The organism is Streptomyces sp. NPDC059909, from assembly GCF_042730885.1.
Lineage (GTDB): Bacteria > Actinomycetota > Actinomycetes > Streptomycetales > Streptomycetaceae > Streptomyces.
The window spans coordinates 1-18,702 of record NZ_JBHWKX010000103.1 but is presented as its reverse complement, the minus strand read 5'-3'; the positions used below and the strand labels follow the sequence as shown (position 1 = coordinate 18,702).

The 18,702-nt window shown below is 71.8% G+C and carries 17 protein-coding genes and 1 pseudogene; 5 read left to right on the top strand and 13 right to left on the bottom strand.

Going from position 1 to position 18,702, the window contains the following annotated elements; translation table 11 throughout:
• Positions 1–83: 83 nt before the first annotated feature.
• Positions 84–411 (top strand): annotated as a pseudogene (locus ACFV9O_RS36240) (VOC family protein); the annotation flags it as partial.
• A 120-nt stretch (positions 412–531) separates the two neighbouring features.
• On the opposite strand, the gene ACFV9O_RS36235 reads toward ACFV9O_RS36240, so the two are convergent.
• The 4 genes from ACFV9O_RS36235 to ACFV9O_RS36220 form a co-directional block, all read right to left on the bottom strand.
• Entirely contained in the window at positions 532–1,617 is a 1,086-nt protein-coding gene (locus ACFV9O_RS36235) for an acyl-CoA dehydrogenase family protein (protein WP_385426129.1), read from the bottom strand.
• Positions 1,614–2,801, bottom strand: coding sequence for an acyl-CoA dehydrogenase family protein (locus ACFV9O_RS36230; RefSeq protein WP_385426126.1), 1,188 nt, complete (start codon positions 2,799–2,801; stop codon positions 1,614–1,616). The genes ACFV9O_RS36235 and ACFV9O_RS36230 overlap by 4 nt, the downstream gene beginning before the upstream one ends.
• On the bottom strand, positions 2,798–3,766 hold the full coding sequence (locus tag ACFV9O_RS36225; RefSeq protein WP_385426123.1) for an NADPH:quinone oxidoreductase family protein: 969 nt from the start codon (positions 3,764–3,766) through the stop codon (positions 2,798–2,800). Before ACFV9O_RS36225 ends, ACFV9O_RS36230 begins: the two co-directional genes overlap by 4 nt.
• Before the next feature lie 89 nt (positions 3,767–3,855).
• A complete protein-coding gene (locus ACFV9O_RS36220) occupies positions 3,856–4,482 on the bottom strand; it encodes a helix-turn-helix domain-containing protein (RefSeq protein WP_385426120.1) in 627 nt (208 codons plus the stop codon).
• Between the two features lie 622 nt (positions 4,483–5,104).
• Between ACFV9O_RS36220 and ACFV9O_RS36215 the strand changes: the two genes are divergently transcribed.
• Positions 5,105–6,007, top strand: coding sequence for an SDR family oxidoreductase (locus tag ACFV9O_RS36215; protein WP_385426117.1), 903 nt, complete (start codon positions 5,105–5,107; stop codon positions 6,005–6,007).
• Positions 6,008–6,105: 98 nt separating this feature from the next.
• Here the strand turns inward: ACFV9O_RS36215 and ACFV9O_RS36210 are convergent, their stop codons facing one another.
• The 4 genes from ACFV9O_RS36210 to ACFV9O_RS36195 all read right to left on the bottom strand — a co-directional run bounded on the left by ACFV9O_RS36210 (position 6,106) and on the right by ACFV9O_RS36195 (position 10,236).
• The gene (locus ACFV9O_RS36210) at positions 6,106–6,942 is read right to left on the bottom strand and encodes an enoyl-CoA hydratase/isomerase family protein (protein ID WP_385426115.1); all 837 of its coding nucleotides are present in this window, start codon (positions 6,940–6,942) and stop codon (positions 6,106–6,108) included.
• A 32-nt stretch (positions 6,943–6,974) separates the two neighbouring features.
• A complete protein-coding gene (locus tag ACFV9O_RS36205) occupies positions 6,975–7,754 on the bottom strand; it encodes a PIG-L deacetylase family protein (protein ID WP_385426112.1) in 780 nt (259 codons plus the stop codon).
• Positions 7,755–7,794: 40 nt separating this feature from the next.
• Positions 7,795–9,093: an alpha/beta fold hydrolase gene (locus ACFV9O_RS36200; protein WP_385426110.1), complete on the bottom strand. Its 1,299-nt coding sequence runs from the start codon at positions 9,091–9,093 to the stop codon at positions 7,795–7,797.
• Positions 9,094–9,183: 90 nt separating this feature from the next.
• Positions 9,184–10,236, bottom strand: a complete 1,053-nt coding sequence (locus ACFV9O_RS36195) for a glycoside hydrolase family 5 protein (protein ID WP_385426132.1) — start codon at positions 10,234–10,236, stop codon at positions 9,184–9,186.
• A 212-nt stretch (positions 10,237–10,448) separates the two neighbouring features.
• Between ACFV9O_RS36195 and ACFV9O_RS36190 the strand changes: the two genes are divergently transcribed.
• Positions 10,449–11,612 carry an ABC transporter ATP-binding protein gene (locus tag ACFV9O_RS36190; protein WP_385426107.1) on the top strand — a complete coding sequence of 388 codons (1,164 nt, stop codon included), beginning with the start codon at positions 10,449–10,451 and terminating at the stop codon, positions 11,610–11,612.
• A gap of 393 nt (positions 11,613–12,005) precedes the next feature.
• Here ACFV9O_RS36190 and ACFV9O_RS36185 read toward each other — a convergent pair whose 3' ends face one another.
• The 5 genes from ACFV9O_RS36185 to ACFV9O_RS36165 all read right to left on the bottom strand — a co-directional run bounded on the left by ACFV9O_RS36185 (position 12,006) and on the right by ACFV9O_RS36165 (position 16,347).
• Positions 12,006–12,947, bottom strand: a complete 942-nt coding sequence (locus ACFV9O_RS36185; RefSeq protein ID WP_385426104.1) for an ABC transporter substrate-binding protein — start codon at positions 12,945–12,947, stop codon at positions 12,006–12,008.
• A 92-nt stretch (positions 12,948–13,039) separates the two neighbouring features.
• Positions 13,040–13,711 (bottom strand): ABC transporter permease, encoded by a 672-nt coding sequence (locus tag ACFV9O_RS36180; protein WP_385426102.1) that lies wholly within the window; start codon positions 13,709–13,711, stop codon positions 13,040–13,042.
• Positions 13,708–14,424 (bottom strand): ABC transporter permease, encoded by a 717-nt coding sequence (locus tag ACFV9O_RS36175; RefSeq protein WP_385426099.1) that lies wholly within the window; start codon positions 14,422–14,424, stop codon positions 13,708–13,710. Before ACFV9O_RS36175 ends, ACFV9O_RS36180 begins: the two co-directional genes overlap by 4 nt.
• Positions 14,425–14,552: 128 nt before the next feature.
• Complete coding sequence (locus ACFV9O_RS36170) at positions 14,553–15,857, bottom strand: GNAT family N-acetyltransferase (protein WP_385426096.1); 1,305 nt, start codon at positions 15,855–15,857, stop codon at positions 14,553–14,555.
• 82 nt (positions 15,858–15,939) lie between these two features.
• Complete coding sequence (locus ACFV9O_RS36165) at positions 15,940–16,347, bottom strand: SHOCT domain-containing protein (RefSeq protein ID WP_385426093.1); 408 nt, start codon at positions 16,345–16,347, stop codon at positions 15,940–15,942.
• A gap of 309 nt (positions 16,348–16,656) precedes the next feature.
• Between ACFV9O_RS36165 and ACFV9O_RS36160 the strand changes: the two genes are divergently transcribed.
• Both ACFV9O_RS36160 and ACFV9O_RS36155 read left to right on the top strand, forming a co-directional pair.
• Positions 16,657–17,970 (top strand): diacylglycerol/lipid kinase family protein, encoded by a 1,314-nt coding sequence (locus tag ACFV9O_RS36160; RefSeq protein WP_385426091.1) that lies wholly within the window; start codon positions 16,657–16,659, stop codon positions 17,968–17,970.
• Positions 17,971–18,111: 141 nt separating this feature from the next.
• On the top strand, positions 18,112–18,702 hold a 591-nt coding region (locus ACFV9O_RS36155; protein ID WP_385426088.1), incomplete at its 3' end, for an Hsp70 family protein.

Sequence of the window (18,702 nt, the reverse complement as noted above, 5' to 3'; positions counted from 1 at the left end):
TGCAGACCCGTGCTCACGCGCGGGTCACAACAATCCAGAGAAGCGATTCCTCCCGGCTCTAAAGAGCCGGGGTTCCTCGCTAGATCATGCTGAACACGTTCGGCCAATTCGGCCAGCAGGACACCCCGGACGCCGACAAGATCATGCACGGGATGCTGGAGACCCCCAGCGGCTTCACCCTCGTGGGCGCTGACACCCCGCCGGGGATGGAGCACACCCCGGGCAACAACTTCGCCGTGAGCCTCAGCGGATGACGACGAGGCGGAACTCCGCGGCTACTGGGACAAGCTGTCCGCAGGCGCCACCGTCTCGGTCCCGCTGGAGAAGCAGATGTGGGGCGATGTGTTCGGCATGTGTACGGACCGGTTCGGCATCCCCTGGATGGTCAACATCAGCGAGACGCGGAGCTGAGGAGCGGAGGCACTCCGCCGCGGGGGAAGCAAGCGGGCCGCCGCGGCGCCGACCTTGATTCCGGTCGGCACCGCGGCGGCCATGAGGAGTGGAGCGCGCCCCCTCCTTACCGCTTCCGGTTCACCGGGGCGCGGGCAGCGAGACCAGCTCCGCCAGCGCCTCCTTGTGCCGGCCGGGCGTGCCGAGGGCGATCTCGTCCGCCTTGGCGCGCTTCAGATAGAGGTGTGCCGGGTGTTCCCAGGTCATGCCGATGCCGGCGTGCATCTGGACGCACTCCTCCGCGGCGTGCACGGCGACCCTGGAGCAGTAGGCCTGGGCGACGGCCACCGCGAGCGGGGCCTCGGCGCTTGCGGTGGCGAGCGCGTCAGCGGCGTTGCGGGCGGCTGCGCGCGCGTTCACGACCTCCAGCCACAGCTGCGCCATCCGGTGCTTGAGCGCCTGGAAGGAGCCGACGGGCCGGTTGAACTGGTGGCGCTCTCGCGTGTACCGGACGGTCTCCTCGAGGCACCACTCCGCGACGCCGAGTTGCTCGGACGCGAGCAGGCCGGCGCCCGCGAGCAGACCCCGGCGTACGGCGGCCCGTGCCGTGCCGGCCTCCGCGAGCCGGGTACCGGCCGTCTCCCCGACGGTGACGGTGGCGAGCGGGCGGGTCAGGTCGAACGCGGTCTGCGGTACGACCGAGGCGTCGCCGCGCTCGACGCCGTACAGCCCGTCGGGCCTCGGCACCAGCAGCACGTCGGCGATCGCCGCGTCCGGGACACCGGTCACGGTGGCCCCTTCGGGGAGGTCGGCGCCCGGGGCGGTGGAGAGCGGGACCGCGAGCACCGCGACCGTACGGCCGGTGGCGAGGCCGGTGAGCAGCTCGGTGACCTCGTCGGACGTGCTGTCGAGGGCGAGGAGCGTCTCGGTGGCGATGACGGAGCTGGTGAGGTACGGCGCAGGGACGATCGCCCGTCCCAGTTCCTCCAGTACGACCGCGGTCTCCCGGTGCGTGGCGCCCTGGCCGCCGAGCTTCTCGGGTACGAGCAGGCCCGCCGCGCCCATGTCGGCGGCGAGCGACGTCCACAGCCCCGCGTCGTACGGGTCGCCCGCCTCGGCGCGTGCGAGCGCGGCCGGCGCATCCGACCGGTCGGTGAGGAGCGAGCGCACGGCGGCGCGCAGGTCGTCCTCGGTCTCGGAGTAGAGGAGGTCCGGCTGGGTGCTCATCGCGTCAGGTCCTTCCAGGCGACGTCCTTGTCGTTGCGCGGCTCGGGGGGCAGGCCGAGTACGCGCTCGGCGACGATGTTGAGGAGCACTTCGCTCGTGCCGCCCTCGATGGAGTTGCCCTTGGAGCGCAGATAGCGGTAGCCGGCGTCGCGGCCGGTGAAGTCGACGAGCTCGGGGCGGCGCATGGTCCAGTCGTCGTACAGCAGGCCTTCCTCGCCGCGGAGTTCCACCTCCAGTCCGCTGATCTCCTGGTTGAGGCGGGCGAACGCGAGCTTCATCCCGGAGCCCTCGGGTCCGGGCTGGCCCGCGACAAGCTGCTGGCGCAGCCGTTCGCCGGTGAGCCGGGCGACCTCGGCCTCCACCCACAGGGTGAGCAGGCGCTGGTGGAGGTCGTGGGTGCGCAGCTCGGGACGCTCGCGCCAGGTGCGCGAGACGGGGCCGATCATTCCGCCCTCGCGCGGGATGCGCATGCCGCCGATCGAGACGCGCTCGTTCATGAGGGTGGTCTGGGCGACCTTCCAGCCGTCCCCGACGGGGCCGAGGCGGTGGGCGTCGGGGATGCGGACGCCGGTGAGGAAGACCTCGTTGAACTCGGCCTCGCCGGTGATCTGGCGCAGCGGCCTGACGTCGACCCCGGGATCGGTCATGTCGCAGATGAAGTAGGTGATGCCGCGGTGCTTCGGCGCTTCGGGGTCGGTGCGGGCGATGAGGATGGCCCAGCGGGCGAGGTGCGCGCTGGACGTCCACACCTTCTGGCCGTCCACGACCCAGTCGCCGTCGTCCCCTTCCCGGACGGCGCGGGTGCCGAGCGCGGCCAGGTCGGAGCCGGCGCCCGGCTCGCTGAACAGCTGGCACCACACCTCCTCACCGACCCACAGGGGCCGCAGGAAGCGCCGCTTCTGGTCCTCGGTGCCGTACGCGAGGATCGTGGGTGCGGCCATGCCGAGGCCGATGCCGATGCGGCGGGGATCGTTGTCGGGAGCGCCTGCGGCCTCCAGTTCGGCGTCGACGACGGCCTGGAGGGAGCGGGGGGCGTCGAGTCCGCCGAGCCCGACGGGGTAGTGCACCCAGGCGAGTCCGGCGTCGAAGCGGGCCTTGAGGAACTCGGTGCGGTCGGTCCCGGCGGGCGGGTGTGCGGCGAGCAGGGCGCGCGTGCGCTCGCGCAGTTCGGCGGCGTCGGTCATGAGGGGGCTCCTTCCGGGACGACGACGAGGCGGCCGGTCGTGGTGCCGTCCGCGACGCGCTGCACGGCGCCGGCAGCGTCGGCGAAGGCGACCCGCTCGCTGATGAGGGGCTTGATGAGACCCTTGGCGGCGTATTCGGTCAGGGTCTCGTGGCAGCGCAGGATGGACCGCGGGTCCTTGGCGTTGTAGAGACCCCAGTGCAGCCCGACGATCGAGTAGTTCTTGACGAGCGCGTGGTTGAGCGCCGGGCTGGGGATGGTGCCGCTCGCGAAGCCGACCACGAGGATGCGGCCCTCGAAGGCCACGCACTTGGCGGACTTGGCGTAGGCGTCGCCGCCCACGGGGTCGTAGATGACGTCCGCCCCGCGCCCGCCGGTGGCTTCCTTGACGGCGGCGACGATGTCGTCGCTGCGCCGGTCGATGACGACGTCGCACCCCAGCTCGCGGGCGACGGCGGCCTTCTCGGGCCCGCCGACGACGCCGATCACCCTGGCGCCCGCCGCCTTGCCGAGCTGTACGGCCGCGCTGCCGACACCGCCCGCCGCGGCGTGGACGAGGAGGGTCTCGCCCTCCTGGAGGTGTGCCCTGCGGTGCAGGCCGAACCAGCCGGTCTGGTAGCCGATGTGCAGGGCCGCGGCCTCCGCGTCGTCCAGTGCCTCCGGCGCGGGGAGTACGGCGGCGGCGTCCGCGACGGTGTACTCGGCGAGGCCGCCGTGCGGCAGGGCGGCCGTGGCGATGACCCGCCGGCCGTCCTCGGTCTCGCCGCAGACCTCCACGCCCGGGGTGAACGGCAGCGGCGGTGTCACCTGGTAGTGGCCTCGGCAGAGCAGCGCGTCCGGAAAGTTGATGTTCGCGGCGCGCACCTTCAGCAGGAGCTGCCCCTCGCCCGGCTCCGGGCGATCGGTCGCTTCCAGGCGCATCACCTCGCTCGGCTCGCCGTTCCGGTGCACTCGCCATGCCTGCATTTCGGGGCCTCCGCGGTTGTCGGACGTACCACTGCTCGACTGCTCGACCCGCATACTAAGCGGTCGCTTGCCTCTCTGGGAACAGCTTCTCAGCCGCTCTTCGGCCGCGCCCTCACATGCATCCGCTCGCCCTGCGGCCCGAACAGGCTCAGAAACTCGACCGGCCCGTCCTCCGTGGACCCGAACCAGTGCGGCACCCGGGTGTCGAACTCCGCCGCCTCACCCGCGCCCAGCACCACGTCGTGCTCGCCGAGAACCAGGCGCAGCCGCCCGGAGAGCACGTACAGCCACTCGTAGCCCTCGTGTGTGCGCGGTTCGGGCGTCTGGCTCCCCGGCTGCTGCACCACCTTGTACGCCTGGAGTCCGCCCGGCCTGCGGGTCAGGGGGAACATGGTCCGCCCGTACCGCACGATCGGCTTCACGCGGACCCGGGGGTCGCCGACGGGCGGGGCGCCGACCAGCTCGTCCAGCGGCACCCCGTGGGCGCGGGCGATGGGCAGCAGCAGTTCCAGGCTGGGCCTGCGGCCACCGGACTCCAGCCGCGAGAGGGTGCTCACAGAGATCCCGGTGGACTCGGAGAGAGCGCTGAGCGTGGCCCCGCGCTCGCGCCGGATGCGGCGCAGCCGCGGGCCCACCTCGCTGAGCACGTCTTCGAGGCGCCCGTCGTCGCTGCTGCTCTCGCTGTGTTTGTGGGTGGGGTTGTGGTTCTCCGTCATGGAGTCCATTGCAGAAACAGCAAGGCGGATTGTCAATCCGGCCACTACGCGACCGGCGCGTCATCGGCTCACCAGAGGGCGCCGTGCCGGTGCCGGGTGGGGGCGGGACATCGAGGTCGGCGTCGCCGCCCGCACGGTGCGTACGCCGGATCTCGTCACAGCGCCGGCGTACGGATCGACGGGCACTGCGCTCGGCCCGGTTGGCGGCGAAACCGGTGTGCGCACCCCGATACGCGCGGTCGTAGCCGTAGATCGCGAAGCCGGTCCGTACGAGCCGCGGCCGGGCCCGCCGGCCCTCGGCGTCGGCGGGCCGCTCCTCGCGCCGGTCGTAGCGCAGGGAGTGAAGCGTGAGCGCACGGAACGCCCGCGAGCGGTGGCGCTCCTCCCAGGTGCGCCCGAGGTCGTCGTGGCTGCTGGGGATGTGATGGGCGGTGCGGGACACGTCTGCCTCCGTGGCCACCCCAGGACGGTCCTGGAGTACCTACCGGAAGGCGAAGGGGCCGGTGGCCCGGGCGCGGTTCACGCCGACGACCCTACCGCCACCCCTGTGCGCGCCATCTCGCGCACGGGCATCTCGCGCATGAGCATGGAGGTTTCGGCCCGCAGCGGCTATCGATGCGGCATGACGGACGAGAGTGGACACGACGACCCGCTGCCGGGCCTGTCCGCCCCTCCCCCGCTCGGCGCGAGCGCGCTGCCGCCGGGTACGTACGGGGGCCGGGTGGTCCTCGTGACCGGCGGAGGGTCGGGGCTCGGCAGGGCGATCGCGGCGGAGTTCGCTCGGCTCGGGGCCGATCTGGTGATCGTGTCGCGGAAGCGCGACCGCCTGGAGGCCGCCCGCAAGGAACTGGCCGGCCTGGGCGGGCGGGTGGCGGTGGCGGTCTGCGACATCCGCGAGCCGGAGCAGGTGGCCGAGGCGTTCGACACGGCGGAGGTGGCCTGCGGGCCGCCGGACGTGCTGGTGAACAACGCGGCCGCGAACTTTCCCGCCCCGGCGGAGGAGTTGTCCCCGAACGCCTGGCGGGCCGTCGTCGACATCACGCTCACCGGCACCTGGTTCATGACACGGGAGTTCGCCCGGCGCCGCCTTGCGGCCGGAGCACCGGGATCGGTGATCAATGTCGGCGCCTCGTACGCATGGACGGGCGGACCCGGCTTCGCCCACTCGGCGGCGGCGAAGGCCGGGGTGAAGAGCCTCGTCGAGACCCTCGCGGTGGAGTGGGGACCGTACGGGATCCAGGTCAACGGGCTGGTGCCGGGGCTGATCCCGCACGAGGACATGACGCCGGACATCCGTGCGGGCCTCGACACCGCGCACGACAAGGACGTGCGCCAGCCCGCGCTGCGGGTGGGCCTGCCGCGCGAACTCGGCTGGGCGGCGACGTTCCTGGCCTCTCCGTACGCCCGGTTCATCACCGGCCACACGCTCGTGGTGGACGGGGCGAACTGGCAGCGCCGCACTCTGGTCAACGGGCCGGTGCTGACGGTTCGGGAGCAGCTGGGCCGGGGACGGTTCGAACCGTAGGCCGGGCAGCACGAGCCTACGGCCGGCAAGCCGGTCAGGGACCGGTCCACCGGTGCTCCGAGGCGCCGCATGTGCCGGCCGCCGCGCGGCAGGAGCGGCTACCCGCCCTCGAAGTGCGGGGGCCGGCGGGCCGCCTTGGCCGCGTAGCCCTCGCGGGCGTCGTCGGAGGTAAGGGTGAGGGCCGCGCTCAGGGCGGTGCGGTCGAGGGTCTCGGCGAGGCCCGCGTCGGCGTACAGGTCGATGTTCCGCTTGATCGCGCGGACGGCCAGCGGGGCGTTCGCGGCGATCGCGGCGGCGATGGCCCGGGCCTCCCGCTCCAGCTCCTCCCGGGCGGTGACGAGTTGGAGGATGCCGAGCCGGTGCGCGGTCGGTGCGTCGATGCGCCCGCCCGTGAGCGCGAGGTACTTGGCCCAGCCCGCGCCCGCGTCGCGCGCGATGCGCAGATCGCCGCCCGCGTCGACGGCGACGCCGAGCTGCGCCTCGGGCAGGGCGAAGACCGCGTCGTCCGCGGCGATCCGGATATCGGCCATCAGGGCCAGCTCGAAGCCGAAGCCCAGGCAGTAGCCGTGGACGGCGGCGACCACCGGCTGGGGCAGCCGGGCGAAGGCGGCGAAGCGTTCGTGGACCCAGCGGATGCCCTCGTAGTAGTTCTGGGTGCGCTCCGCCGCCGACCGGCCGGTGATGGCGCCGCCCGGCGCGGTGACGTCGATCCCGGCGCAGAACGCACGGCCCTCGGCGCGCAGCAGGGCAACCCCGATGCGCTCGTCGAAGCGGATCCGGTCGGCCATCAGACCGAGCTGGCGGCTGGACTCCCAGCTCCACCCGTTGAGCTTCTCCGGCCGGCAGAGGGTGAGTACGCCGATGCCGTCGTCCTGGACGTCGAGCCGTATCCGCTCCTCGCCCTCGGCGATCTCCCGGTCCAGTGTGTCGATCATCGCCCGCCCCCGCACATGTTCCTGACGGTACGTCAGAACTGCTGGAAGCTGAAGAGCTCGAAGGTGACGGCGGGCCGCCCGCCGAAACGCGGGGCCGCCGCCCGCGCGTTGCCGTACAGGAAGTCCCGGCAGTACTCCTCGGGTTGCTTGTCGGTGAGCGCCTCGATGTAGGTGCGATGCTCCAGCAGGGAGTGGACGGAACGTTCGAGTCCCGGGGTCGCGTCCACCGCGTGCGTGGGCGTGCCGGAGGCCGCGATCGCCACCCAGCGCACCCCGCCCCACGGCTCCAGGCCCTGCTCGGTGCGGAGTTCGGGGAAGATCCACCGGTTGCCCGCGTCGGCGACCGCGTCCAGGGTGGCGCGGCCGACGGCGCGGTGGTCCGGCGTGTTCCAGGCCCCGCCGACCGCCGGGCCCCAGGTGTCCCGGTGGTTGAGGGTGACGACCAGTTCGGGGCGGTGCCTGCGGATCGCCGCTGCGATGTCCCGGCGCAGCGCGATGCCGTACTCGATGACGCCGTCTTTGTGCTCGAGGAACTCCACCGTGGACACCCCGACGACGTCCGCGCTCGCCCGCTGCTCCCGCTCCCGCAACGGTCCGCAGACGGCCGGCTCGAGCGTGTCGATACCGGCCTCTCCGCGGCTCGCGAGCAGATACGCGACCTCCCTGCCGCCGTCCGTCCAGCCCGCGACGGCCGCGGCGCAGCCGTACTCGAGGTCGTCGGGGTGGGCGACCACGGCGAGGGCGCGCTCCCAGTCGTCCGGCATCGCTGCGAGCTGGAGTTCGAGCTGAGATTCGGGCTGAGGTTCGGTCATGTCCGCAGCGTATCCCTGCGGACAGGCCCACGACCTCGCCTCAGACCTCGTCGCGCACGAGGGCGAGCAGCCGGTCCAGGACCCTGGCCCCGGAGACGCGGACGCCGTCGTGCTCGTACTCGTCGGTGACCCAGGTGCGCAGTCCTCGGATGGTCCGGGCGGTCGCGAGCGAGTGGGCCGTGTCGACGTACATGTCGTCGTGGTAGATCGCCGCCGCGACCGGGACCTCGTTGGCCGCGAGCCGCTCCGCGTCGTAGAGCGGGGGCCATTCGGTGCGGGCGGCAAGCAGCTCCGCGGTGTCGCGCAGAGGGCGCAGAGCGGGGTCGGCCTCGAAGTGCCAGGGGTGGACGGACTCGCCCGTGAAGAGCAGCGGTTCGTCCCCGGCCAGGGTCGTCGCCGCGTCGAACTGCGGGAACTCCGCGCGGACGCGTTCGGCCGCCCAGGCCGTGGGCGCCTCCCCCTGGGCGTAGATCGCCTCGTGGAGGACGGCGTACAGCGGATGCGCGGCGTAGGAGAGGGCGGCGAGCACGCCTTCCTGGAAGGTGTCGGAGAGCTCGTCTCCGCCCGCGGCGGTGACGAAGGCGTTCTCCAGCAGATAGTGCAGCTGGTGGCTGCCGTCCCCGGTGCCGAGCTGAATGCCCAGCGATTGGAACGCCTCGGGCGTGAGCACATATCCGCCGGGGAGCACGGGCCGGTGCTCGGCGAGATACCCGGCGATGCGCCGTGCCCGCTCGACGTCCTGCGGGTAGCGGGCGTAGTGGGCCTCGACCTTGCGCTGGACGCGGGGGTATGCGGCGCGGTACACGTCCTCGGCCCGGGCGTCGAGCGACGGCAGGCCGCCGGTGATGAGGACGGTCCGCAGGCCCTCCGGGGCGGTCGAGAGATAGTGCGTGGCGCAGAAGCCGCCGAAGCTCTGGCCGAGTACGGTCCACCGGGCCCCACCGGTGAGCTGGCGCCGGACGGCCTCGCAGTCGCGGACGATGCTGTCGGCGCGGAAGTGCGCGAGATGGTCCGCCTGCTCCTTCGGGCCGCCGCGCAGCGGCAGTGTCTGCCGGTTGGCGGGGGTGGACAGGCCGGTGCCGCGCTGGTCGAGCAGCAGGACCCGGAACTCCTGGACCGCCCGGCCGAGCCAGGCCTGCTTGCCGGGGAAGCGCCGCGCGCCGAAGCCGGGCCCGCCTTCGAGATAGACCAGCCACGGCAGCTCGGCCCCGGCCCGCGCGCTCGACACGACCTCGCGGCCGTACAGCCGGATCTGTTCCCCTGCCGGGTCGGCATGGTCGAGCGGGACCGTGAAGTGGCGGTCCGTGAGGACGAGGCCCGGCTGCCGGTAGCTGGTCAATGGTGCTCCTGCTCTGTGTGCCTGTGCTGTGGTACGCCCCCGCCCGCCCAGTGCATCACATGGGCGGGCGGGGGGTCCTGCCGAGGCGGATCAGCCGGCCGGGAAGTCGTCCGGGCTCCTGATGCGGTCACGGACCCAGACGCCGGCGGGCTTCAGGGGCCCGGTGCCGGTCCAGGGACCGTTGTTGTCGCAGATGCCGCCCTTGAAGACGGCGCCGGTGCGGTGGTCGTCGGAGTAGTTCCAGTTGACCCAGCTGATCTTCTTGCTCGCCATCAGGTCGAGGTAACGCTGGGACATGGTGAAGTCGTTGCCGCCCTCACCGGCGTAGTTCTGGGTGCCGAACTCGGTGACGAACACGGGCAGCTTGTCGGCGGCCCGGGAGAGGGTGTTCAGGTACTCGTCCCGGTGAGAGTAGGCGTAGAAGTGGAAGGTGTACATGATGTTGGAGGCGTCCACCGGGTTGCGGACGACCTCGGACTCGTCGGCGCCCTCGGAAACGCCGAGCGAGGACCAGGCGCGGGTGCCGACCAGCACCGGGGCGTCCGGGTCCTGCCGGCGGATGACCGGGATGAGCTGTTCGGCGTAGCTCTTGATCGTGGACCAGCTCACCCCGCTGGGCTCGTTGGCGATCTCGTACAGCAGGTTGTTCTTGGTGCCGTGGCGCTGGGCGATCTCGGTGAAGAACGTCCTGGCACGGTTCAGGTTGTACGTCGGGTCGCCGGGGTCGAGCATGTGCCAGTCGACGATCGCGTACATGCCGCGTGCGGTGGCCTGCTCGATGATCGAGTGGACCATGTCGGTGAACCTGTGCGGGTCGGTCTCGTAGCCGCCCTCCTGGACGTACATGGAGATGCGCAGCACGTCCGCGTTCCAGTCGGTGGCCAGGACGTTCAGCGAGCCGGAGGTCACGCACCGGCCGTACCACTGCAGGCCGTGGGTGGACATGCCGCGCAGTTGGATAGGCCTGCCGTGCCGGTTGCAGAGCTTGGTGCCGCAGACCTTGAGCTGTCCGTTGCTCTCGACGGCGGTCCTTGCACCGGGGGCGGCGGGGGCCGCCGGTGCCGTGGTGAGGCCGAGGAGCAGGGCGGCGACGACGGTGGCGGCACCGCCGAGGTGGCGTAACGGGGAGCGTGCCGGTCTCATGCTCATGGGGACTCCAGGGGTGTGGGGGATTGAAAGGAAACCTTCCTAACCGATTGGATAGCAGCCCCCACGAACCCTCGCAAGGGTCATGACAAGAGACGGCGTTCAGCCCACTGACCGGACCGCGCCCTGCTCCTGCCCGGTCCTCCCCGGTCTCCTCCCCCGGGCCCGGCCCGTGTGCGGCCCGTGCGTGCCGCGCCTAGCGTGGACGCATGATCCGGTTCGAGGAGGTCAGCAAGGTCTACCCGGACGGTACGACCGCCGTGGACGGCCTGTCCTTCAAGGTGGCCGAAGGCGAACTGGTGACCCTGGTCGGCCCGTCCGGCTGCGGCAAGACGACCACGATGATGATGGTGAACCGGCTGATCGAGCCGACGTCCGGGCGCATCCTGGTCGACGGCCAGGACATCTCCGGCGTCGATCCGGTCGAGCTGCGCCGCCGGATCGGTTACGTCATCCAGCAGGTGGGCCTCTTCCCCCACCGGACGGTTCTCGACAACACCGCGACCGTCCCGTCCCTCATCGGCTGGAGGAAGCCGAAGGCCCGAGCCCGCGCGGCGGAGCTCCTGGACCTGGTGGGGCTCGACCCGAAGACGTACGGCCCGCGCTATCCGTCGCAGCTCTCGGGCGGCCAGCGCCAGCGGGTCGGCGTGGCCCGTGCGCTGGCGGCCGATCCCCCGGTGCTGCTGATGGACGAGCCGTTCGGCGCGGTCGACCCGGTGGTGCGTGAGCGGTTGCAGAACGAGTTCCTCAACCTCCAGGCGACGGTCCGCAAGACGGTGCTGCTGGTCACCCACGACATCGAGGAGGCGGTGCGGATGGGCGACCGTATCGCCGTGTACGGGCAGGGCCGCATCGAGCAGTTCGACACGCCGGGGGCCGTGCTCGGCGCCCCCGCGACGGACTACGTGGCGCAGTTCGTCGGCTCGGACCGCGGGCTGAAGCGGCTGTCGGTCACCCGGATCGAGGCCGACGACCTGGAGCAGCCGCCCGTCGCCCGCCTCGACGAGCCGGTCGCGGCGGCGGACGCCCGGCTGCGAGCCGAGGGTGCCCGCTGGGCGGTGGTGCTCAGTGCCGCGGGCGACCTGCACGGCTGGGTCTCCGCGGACGCCCTGTCGATCGGCGGCGAACACGGGACGGTCGGAGATCTGGCCCGCCGGATGGAGGCATGGGTGCTGCTCGGGTCACCGCTGAAGCAGGCCTTCAGCGAGATGCTGCAGCACGACGCGGGGTGGGTCGCGGTGGTGGACGGCGCCCGCTTCGCCGGGGTGCTGACCCCCGCGAAGCTGCATGAGGCGCTGCGCCGTTCGGTGGACGCGGATGTGCGGGGTGTGGCGCGCGACGAGGTGGAGTTCGACTCGGTCTCGGACGCGTAGACGATGCCAAGGCGTCGTCGCTTCCTCGGCCTCGCGCTGACCGCGGCGGCGCTGATCCCGTTGGCGGGGTGCGACGGCACACCGCCGGGGCGCCGGCGCGGTCGCCCGACGCGGTCGAACGGGCACGGCCTCTGCCGAAGGTCCCGCTCGCCGTGCTCAGCAAGACGGAGCCCTTCGCCGCTCCGCCCGGAACCGGCAAGCGCCTGCTGGACCGGCTCGAACGGGCCTGGCCCGTGGTGCAGCCGACGCTGGTCGGACTGGCGCCGCAGACGCCGCACTTCCTGGCCACGGGGAGCGACCACTACGTCCGGGTCCATGACCCCGACCTGACCACCAGCGCGATCCGGCTCGTCGTCGGCCGGGACCGTGAGGCTGTCCGTGCGGGGGTCGTGATCAGCGCGACAGCAGCCCCTTGGACTCCAGATACTGGCGGGCCACGTCCTCGGGAAGCCTGCGCCAGCTGTCCACCTGCTCGTTGAGCCGGGCGAGGTCGGCCGTGGTCAGTACGGAGTTCAGCTTGTCGAGGACCCGGGTGACGCCCGCGCTGCCCGCCCGCGAGCGGTTGACGACGGGGACGACGTAGTCGGCGTTCTGCAGATGCTTGTCGTCGGCGAGCAGCACGAGCCCGAACTCGTCGAGCGTCGCGTCCGTCGTCGTGGTGAGGACCATCTGGTCCTGGCCCGACTGCACCGCCTGTTTGGCCTGGGTGGTGCCGACGCCCTTGGGGTCGATGCCGGTGATGTCGATGCCGTACGTCTTCTTCAGCCCGGGGGCGCAGTACGGCCGCTGGACGCATTCGTCGCCCGCGGCGAGACGTACGGGCAGCTTGGAGCGCCCCAGGTCGCTGAGGGTCCTGAGGCCGTGCCGCTCGGCGAAGGTCCGGGTGACGGCAAAGGCGTTCTGGTCGACGGCCCCGCCCGGGGCGAGCACGGTCAGGCCGCGCGGGGCGGCGAGCGAGCGCAGGGCGGTCATGGTGGCACCGAGGTCGGGCGAGCCGACGGTCGGCGCGTGGGGGCCGTTGACCTTGGCGTTGAGCCAGTCGGCGAACGTCGCCGCGTACTCCGGTACGACATCGATCTGACCGCGCTCCAGGGCGGGCTCGTAGATCTCGCGGTTGGTGACCGAGATGATTCTGGTCCGGTAGCCGGCCTGTTCGAGGAGGAGGGAGTACATCTGGGCGAGCAGGTCGCTTTCGGTGAATCCGGCGGAACCGATGGTCAGATGCCGGCTGTCGCCCGGCGATCCGGTCACCTGCCCCTGGTTCTCCAGCGACGGCCCCGTGGCGCAGCCGGTCACGGCGACGAGGAGCGTCACGGTGATCGCCGCGGTGGCCACCAGAGCTCTGAGCGTGCGGAAGCGGAGTACACGGAGGCGGAGGGCATGGAGGCGGAGTACACGGAAGCCAAGTGCACGGAAGCGGAGTTGTCTCATCCGGCACCCCTCCCCCACGCGGGCGCCAGCCGCTCGACGATCTCGAAGACGGCCTCGACGATCAGCGCGAAGACGGCGACGAGAACGGCGCCCGCGACGACCTGCGGGGTCGAGGCTAGGTTGAAGCCCGCGGTGATGATCCGGCCGAGCCCGCCGCCACCCGCGAGGGCGGCGATCGTCGCGGTGGCGACGAGCTGGACGGCGGCGATCCGCACACCGGTGAGGATCAGCGGCATCGCGAGCGGGAGCTCCACCCGGAACAGCATCTGCGAGCCGGTCATGCCCATGCCCCGGGCGGCCCGTACGACGTCCCGGTCGACGCCGCGCATCCCGACGTAGGCGTTGGTGAGCAGCGGCGGCACCGCGAACAGCACCAGCGCGATGATCGTCGGCCAGTCGCCCCAGGTGCCGATCGGGCTGAGCAGGAGCAGGACCAGGACGGCGAAGGTGGGCACGGCGCGGCCGACGTTGGAGATGTTCACGGCGAGCGCGCCGCCCTTGCCGAGGTGGCCGAGGACGAGCGCGACGGGCAGCGCGACGGCGCAGCTGATGACCAGACAGACGGCCGTGAGATAGAGGTGCTGGCCGAGCCGGTGCCAGACCCCGCTGTCGCCGGACCAGTTGGCGGAACTGGTGAGCCAGTCCCAGGTCTGGGCGAGCGTGTTCACGCGGCGACCCGGCCGCTCCGCTTCCCCTGCCGCGTCCAGGGGGTGAGCAGCCGCTGCACGCACAGGAGCGCCACATCGGCGACGACGGCGATGATCACGCAGAGCACGGACGCGGTGAGCACCTGTGCCTTGAAGTAGGTGTTCATCCCCGAGTAGATGAGGTTGCCGAGGCCGCCGAAGCCGACGATGGCGCCGATCGTGACGAGGGAGACGGCGGAGACCGTCGCGATCCGGAGCCCGGCCATGGCCGCGGGCAGGGCGAGGGGCAGCTCGACGGTGAGGAGCAGCCGGACGGGCCCGTACCCCATGCCGCGCGCCGCCTGACGGGTCTCCTCGGGCACGGCGCGCAGCCCGGCGAGGATGTTCCGTACGAGCAGCGTGAGCGAGTAGAGGACGAGTCCGGCGATGACGAGCGACGCGGACAGCCCGTACAGCGGGAGAAGCAGCGAGAACATCGCGAGCGATGGGATGGTGTAGAGAATCGTCGTCACCGCGAGGACGGGCCCTGCCGCCAGGCGCCAGCGGCGTGCCCCGACGGCGAGGGGCACGGCCAGCAGCACCGCCAGGGCGACGGCGGTCAGGGTCAGCTGAAGGTGCTGCAGGACCGCGTCCTGGAGGATCTCGCGGCGGGTGGACAGGTACTCGCCGCAGATCCAGTCGTTGCGCGCGAGGCAGTCGTCGGGAGTCGTCGCGGTCACCCGGTTCGCGGTCACGCGTTCATTGCAGCCCCGGGGCCGGTCCGCTCGCGCGTTGTGCTGGCCTGTTCGTGTGCCGCGGCGGCGGGGCCCGGGACCGCGAGTGTCACGGGCTCACGGGCTCACACGCTCTCATGCCCACGGGGTCAGTGACCGGAGTCCGTGTCGGCGGCCGGGGCCGGCTTCTCGAAGAGCGTGACCGCGTACGGGTCCCCGGTCCCGCCGTCCTTGGCGGCCAGTTCGCCCACGACGGCGTACCCCGCGTCCTCGTAGTAGCGCCGCAGCCTCGGGTTGCCGGTGAGGCAGTCGAGCCGGCTCAGGCTGCGGCCCGCCGCCGCGATGCGCCGTTCCGCCTCGGCGAGGAGCCTTCGTCCCGTTCCTGGCGGTGCCGTGCGCCGGTCCACCATCAGCCGGTGGATGTAGCCGGCCACGGGCGGCTGCGGCCCCCAGGCGGCCGGGTCCTCCCACCACAGCTCCCAGGCTCCGACGACGGGCGTGCCGGCACCGCTCCCGAGCGTGGCGATCCAGACCTCGCCCTCCCGCAGGCGCGCCAGGAAGTGGTCCGTGCCGAGCTGTCGCGGCTTCCACTGGTCGATGCCCCGCGCGATCTGCCACCGCGCCGCTTCGTCCCGCAGCCGTACGAGCTCGTCGACGTCGCTCTCGTCCGCGCGCCGGAAGGACAGTTCCGGTTCCCCGGCAGGTACCAGCAGCCGTGCGCGCAGGGCGGCGACGAAGGCGTCGTCGATGCCGAGCTGCCCGGCGGCGTAGGCGCGTACGGAACCGTACTTCTGGGCGAGCGCGTCGAGGAACAGCCTCATGATCTCGGCGGGCGCTCGTCCGTATCCGGGCCAGACAGGCTCCCGGCCGGGGTTGGCGGCCCGCCAGTCGTCGAGGAGTCGTTCGGTCGCGAGTCCGGTGAGGGCGAAGTCGGCGACGATGTCGTCCTCGGAGACGCCGATCAGGGACAGTACGAGGGCGGCGATGAGACCGGTGCGGTCCTTGCCCGACGCGCAGTGGAAGACCACGGGGCCGGCCTCGCCGGCCTGGTGGTCCTCCGCGGCGATGACGTCGAGGACCTGGCGGATCTCCTTGAAGCCGTCCTCGGCTACCTCCATGAACCGCGCGGCCAGATACGGTCCGGGGTCGACCTCCGGCCCCAACGCCGCCTGGTCGTAGGGCCGGTGCTCGATGCTCAGGTTGTGGTAGGCGAGCCCGGGGAAGCGGGGGACGCGTCCCTTGGCCTCGATCTCCCACGGGTAGCGGAGGTCGATGACCGTTCGGATGCCCAGTGCCTCGAAGCGGGCCCGGTCGGCCTGCTCCTGGCCGAGTTTGGCGAGCGAGTCGGAGCGGTAGAGCCGTCCCCACCGGACCAGGTGCCGGCCGTCCTCGGTGCGATATCCGCCCAGGTCACGGAAGTTGTGCAGCCGGTCGAAAGCCATGTGTCTGTTCACAGAGCGGCACCCTATGGCACCGCTCCCGCACCGGGGACGCCGTGTGTCTCCTGCAGCGGCTCGGCCGCAGGCGGAGCTCAGCTCAGCCGAGGAGCTTCGCCTTGGCCCGCTGGAACTCCTCTTCGCTCAGGTCGCCCTTGGCCTTGAGCTCGGAGAGCTTGGCCAGGTCGTCCGCCGGGCCTGCGCCCTTGGCGGTCTGCCGGATGTAGGTGTTGAAGGCTTCCTGCTGTTCCTGAGCGTGCTGGATCTCGCGCTTTCCCATGTCCTTGCCGCGCACGATCACATAGACCAGCACGCCGAGGAACGGGATCAGCAGCACGAAGAGCAGCCATCCGGCCTTCGCCCATCCGTTCATGTGGTGGTCGCGGAAGATGTCCACGATGACCCGGAAGAGCAGCACCAGCCACATCACCCAGAGGAAGATCCACATCACGGTCCAGAACGCGCCCAGCACCGGATAGTCGTACGCGAGGTAGACAATGCCGTCCATCGCGGTCCTCCTGCCGTTCCCATCGGATCACGTCGGATCACGTCGGTTCCTTCGGAGGCCGAACGCCTTGCGTCCGGTCGCCGTCAGTGTCCGACGGTCCGGCGGGAGCTCCCTTCACTCGGTGCTACCTCCGTACGGGCCACTGACAGGACGATCATCCCAGCGGTCCCGGGTGATCGCCAACGGCGGACCGAGGAGCAGGCCGACGGGGCATTTCCGCGGGGAGGCGACATCCGGCGAGCGGCTGTGCAATGGCTCTACGGCCGACACGGACTTTGCTGCGGACACGCGACCGGAGGTGCCAGGGACATGGGCGGTGACCGGAGGACTGCTGCGGCCCGGGCGCAGCGCTGGGCCGCGCGACTGGCCGTCGTGGCCGCGGTCGCGGCAGTGGTCCTGCTCGTCGTGGTCGCGGGACCGAGGAGCATCGGTCTTGTGGCGATCCTGCTGGCGGGCACGGTCGTCACGGCCGCGGCCCTGTGGTGGGCGCTGACACGGCGGGGCCCGGTGCGGCTGTGTGCCGCCGCGCTTGCGGTGGCGGCGCCGGTGGCGGTGATCTGGCTGACGATCGCCTCGGGGCTGCTGTGGCTGGTGGTGGTCTGCGTCGCGCTGGGGGCGGTGGCGGCCGGTGCCGGGTGGTCGGCGCTCGCCACGGACAGCGGGTGGAAGGCCCAGCCGGTGACCGAAGCGCCGCGCCCCGTACGGCCGTTCCTCATCATGAACCCCCGCTCGGGCGGCGGGAAGGTGCAGCGGTTCGGGCTCAAGGAGAAGGCGGAGAGGGCCGGGGCGAAGGTCGCGCTGCTGGATCCGGACCGGCGAGTCGATGTGGCGGCCCTCGCGCGCACGGCCGTCGCCGAGGGCGCGGACCTGCTCGGGGTGGCCGGCGGGGACGGTACGCAGGCGCTGGTGGCGGGCGTCGCCGCGGAGCACGGCATCCCGTTCCTGGTGGTGCCCGCGGGGACCAGGAACCACTTCGCCCTGGATCTCGGGCTCGATCGTGACGACCCCCCGGCATCCCTGGACGCGCTGACCGACGGGGTCGAACTCCGCGTCGACCTCGGCTTCGTCGGCGAGCGGGTGTTCGTCAACAACGCGTCGTTCGGCGCCTATGCGGCTGTGGTGCAGAGCGACGCGTACCGTGCGGACAAGCTGCGCACCACGCTCGATCTGTTCCCCGACGTCCTGACGCAGCGGGCCGGGCCGCGGCTGACCGCGCGGGCAGCGGACGTCTCGATCGATGCCCCGCAGGCGGTGCTGGTGAGCAACAATCCGTACCACATGGGCGACCGGGCAGCGCTCGGGCGCAGGGACCGCATGGACACCGGCACGCTCGGCATGCTGAGCATCTCCGTGGCGAGCGCGGCACAGGCCGCGGCACTGCTGCGCGGGGACCGGTCGCCTGGACTCACCGTGCTCACGGCCCATGAGGTCGTCGTGGACGCCGACGCCGCCGAGGTCCCCGTGGGCCTGGACGGCGAGGCGCTGACCCTGCCGACCCCCGTCCACTGCACCATCCGTCCGGGGGCGCTGCGCGTGCGCGTACCCCGTCACCGGCCCGGGGTGCCCCGTGCCCGGCCCCGGCTGGACTGGCACAAGCTGGCGCTCCTGGCACTCGCCCGCTGACCGCATAAGCCCTGGTGAGGTGGACCTTGACACGCGCATCCGTACGTTTTATGCAGTTTGTGAAGGAGGTCGGCTGCCTATCAGCAGGTGAGAGCACTGCGACCTGCTGGAGAAGCGGACCCGCAGGCTGAGGAGAGAGCCATGGCACGTGCAGTGGGAATCGACCTCGGTACGACGAACTCCGTCGTCAGCGTTCTGGAAGCCGGCGAGCCCACCGTCATCACCAACACCGAGGGCGCCAGGACCACCCCGTCGGTGGTCGGATTCGCGAAGAGCGGCGACGTGCTGGTGGGTGAGGTCGCCAAGCGGCAGGCCGTGACCAACGTCGAGCGCACCGCGCGGTCGGTCAAGCGCCACATGGACGAGGCGGACTGGCGTTTCCCGGAGACCGGCGACATCGACGGCAGGCGCTACACCGCGCAGGAGATCTCCGCGCGGGTCCTGCAGAAGCTGAAGCGGGATGCCGAGGCCTATCTGGGTGAGGACGTGACGGACGCGGTCATCACGGTGCCCGCGTACTTCAACGACTCCCAGCGCACCGCGACCAAGGAGGCAGGGAAGATCGCGGGCCTGAACGTCCTGCGCATCGTCAACGAGCCGACGGCCGCCGCGCTCGCGTACGGGCTGGACAAGGAGAACGACCAGACGATCCTCGTCTTCGACCTCGGTGGCGGCACCTTCGACGTCTCGCTGCTGGAGATCGGCGACGGCGTCGTCGAGGTGAAGGCCACC